Here is a 2,786-nt window from a genome sequence, read left to right as displayed (position 1 = left end):
CCATGCCGCTGGCCGCGATCCACAAGGACATCCCAAGGATTCCGAAAGCTTCCCCTCAGGCGCGACCGCCACGGTATGCACATGACACACGTGTGGGTGAGCCCGAGTCTCCCCGCCGACCCGGGCGTGCTGGCCCAGGCGCTCGGACCCGGTTATGACGTCCTGACGCCGTCGGCCGAGCCACCCTTCGGACAACGGCTCGACGATCAACTAAGTGATCAACTGTCAGTCGGTTCGGCGGAACCGGCGGAACCGGCCGGTGCGGACCTGTTCGGGCACCGGCCACGATCGCCGCTACAGATGATCCTCGTCGTCACGATGTACGAGCGGGAGTTGCTGGCGACGCTCACGGCCAGGCCCGCCGGCGCCGTCCTGGTGCTGGTCACCCCGCCGGGTGTCGATGTGCCGCCGGATCTGGGGGCTGCGGCGCGGCCGCAGCTGGTCGGCGCCGCGTCGTCGGTCGCCGACGTGGCCGCGCTCATCCGCAGCGTCCCCATGGCCACGTCCGTGGATGTCCTCGGATCGGCCCAGGCCGACGCGCCCTGGTGGGTCGGCTCTGGCCGGCCCGAATTCTACCCGGCAGGCGGGTCGACAGGCGGGTCGACAGGCGGGTCGGCGGATCGGCCCACGACGGTGGCGCCCGCTGTGCGGGCCGGCCGAGGACTCAGCCGACGCGGTGGCCTGATTGCCGCAGTCGCGGTACTCGCCGTCGTGCTGGGTACCAGCGCGGCTGTCATGGCCGCAGCCGGCGGGGGAGGCGGCACCAGCCAGGCCGCGAACGATTCGACTCCCGCGGACGGGCTTTCCGGTTACGGGACCCGAGGCGGTCAATTCTCCGGTGGTGAATTCCCGGGCGGACGGTTGCCCGGTGGTGGATTCCCAGGCGGTGGTCGGTTCCGGGGCGGCAACGGGCCTGCGATCGATCTGGAGAAACTCCAGGCGTGCCTGAAGGACAAGGGCATCACGCTTGACGGCAGCAACGGGCAGCCCCGCCCGGACATGACAGATTCGACGGTCCGTGAGGCGTTCCGACAGTGCACGGCGGACCTCCGGGGCTCAGTTCCGTCAGCCGGCGCATCCGGTGGCGCTCCGTCAGCCGGCGTACCCGGCGACGACCAGTCGGGCGGTTCGGGTGGTGGCACCACCGGCGGTAGTTCCGCCACGGGCTCGGCCAGACCCGCGACCTTCGTCGTGTCGGCGGTAACGCTTACGTGATGACGCCAGCACCGCCAGCACCGCCAGCACCGGGACGTCCGCCATCGGCAACGGAACGTCGGCCAGATCGGCACATCGAGGGGATCACGCAATGACCACGAACGTCGGCGACCTCGACTGGGGGTCGGTCAGGCCCGACGTCGACCTCCCCGAGCAGCGCGGGGACGGATCGCCGCAGGCGCCGGACGGGCCTTCGCGTCCGACGCCGGGCGCGCCCGCGATACGCCTGCCCCGGCAGTTGCGAGGGCACGCCGCGGACCCCTGGTGGGTGCGCCTGGCATTGCTCGTTCTGCTGGCCACGGCCGCGGTCCTCTACCTGTGGGGGCTCGGCGCGTCCGGCAACGCCAACAGCTTCTATGCCGCCGCGGTGCAGGCCGGAACGCAGAGCTGGAAGGCGCTGTTCTTCGGGTCGTTCGACTCGTCGAACTTCATCACCGTGGACAAGCCACCGGCGTCATTGTGGGTCATGGCCCTGTCCGGGCGGATCTTCGGCTTCAGTAGCTGGAGCATGCTCGTACCGGACGCGCTGGAGGGCGTGGCGTCCGTGGGCATCCTCTATCTTGCGGTTCGCCGTTGGATCGGGCCGCGCGCGGGTCTCGTTGCCGGTGCCATGCTGGCCCTGACGCCGGTTGCCGTGTTGATGTTCCGCTTTAACAACCCCGATGCGCTGCTCACGTTGCTGCTGGTCATCGCCGCCTACTGTGTGGTGCGCGCGACCGAGGACGGCAGCTACCGGTGGATCGCCCTGACGGGCGTGGCGGTCGGGTTCGCCTTCCTGACCAAGATGATGCAGGCGTTCCTGCCGGTACCGGCGTTCGGGCTTGTGTACCTGGTGGCAGCTCCGACCTCGATCGGCCGGCGGTTGCTGGGCCTGCTGGCCGGCGTCGGCGGAGTGCTGGTCGCCGCGGGCTGGTTCGTGGCGGCCGTGGAGTTGTGGCCGAAGAATGCCCGACCGTTCATCGGCGGCTCGACCAACAACAGTTTCCTTGAGCTGACCTTCGGCTACAACGGGCTCGGACGGATCTTCGGCGGCAGTGGAAACGGCGGCGGGGCTGGCGGCCCCGGCGGTCAGGCCGGTGGGCAGCTTCCGGCCGGCATCGCCCAGTATCTGCAGGGGACGCCCGCCGGTGGTCGGTTCGGTGGCGCAGGCGGCGGTGGTGGCGCCGGTCCCGGTGGGATGTTCGGCGGTCCGACCGGCTGGCATCGGATGTTCGGCAGCCAGTTCGGTACTCAGATCTCCTGGCTGCTGCCGGCCGCACTGATCGTCCTGCTGGGCGGGCTGTGGGTCACCCGTGCGGCGCCGCGCACCGACCGCGTCCGCGCCGGCCTGCTGCTGTGGGGCGCGTGGACGCTGGCCACCGGTGTCGTGTTCAGCTATATGAGCGGCACCATCCACCCGTACTACACGGTTGCGCTGGCGCCGGGAATCGCCGGCGTCGTGGCCTTCGGTGGCACCGCGTTGTGGCGGGCGCGGAACTCTCGGGTCGCCCGGACGCTGATGACGGTCGCCGTCGGGGTCACCGGCGGGTGGGCGTTCGTGCTGCTGGACCGCAGCCCCGGCTGGTACCCGG

At 70.6% G+C, this 2,786-nt stretch carries 2 protein-coding genes; both read left to right on the top strand.

Going from position 1 to position 2,786, the window contains the following annotated elements:
* Window positions 1-81: 81 nt before the first annotated feature.
* Window positions 82-1,215 carry a hypothetical protein gene (locus tag U9980_RS03725; protein ID WP_322766686.1) on the top strand — a complete coding sequence of 378 codons (1,134 nt, stop codon included), beginning with the start codon at window positions 82-84 and terminating at the stop codon, window positions 1,213-1,215.
* A gap of 91 nt (window positions 1,216-1,306) precedes the next feature.
* A partial coding sequence (locus U9980_RS03720; RefSeq protein ID WP_322766685.1) for a glycosyltransferase family 39 protein occupies window positions 1,307-2,786 on the top strand: 1,480 nt, incomplete at its 3' end.

It is taken from the genome of Protofrankia sp. Cr1, from assembly GCF_963555865.1.
Taxonomy (GTDB): domain Bacteria; phylum Actinomycetota; class Actinomycetes; order Frankiales; family Frankiaceae; genus Protofrankia.
The sequence above is the reverse complement of the archived record's forward strand: the minus strand, read 5'-3'. Positions and strand labels throughout refer to the sequence as shown.

What these genes read in the sequence shown, in the direction of transcription:
- U9980_RS03725 (WP_322766686.1), top strand. Translation starts at nt 82, where the DNA reads ATGACACACGTGTGGGTGAGCCCGAGTCTCCCCGCCGACCCGGGCGTG.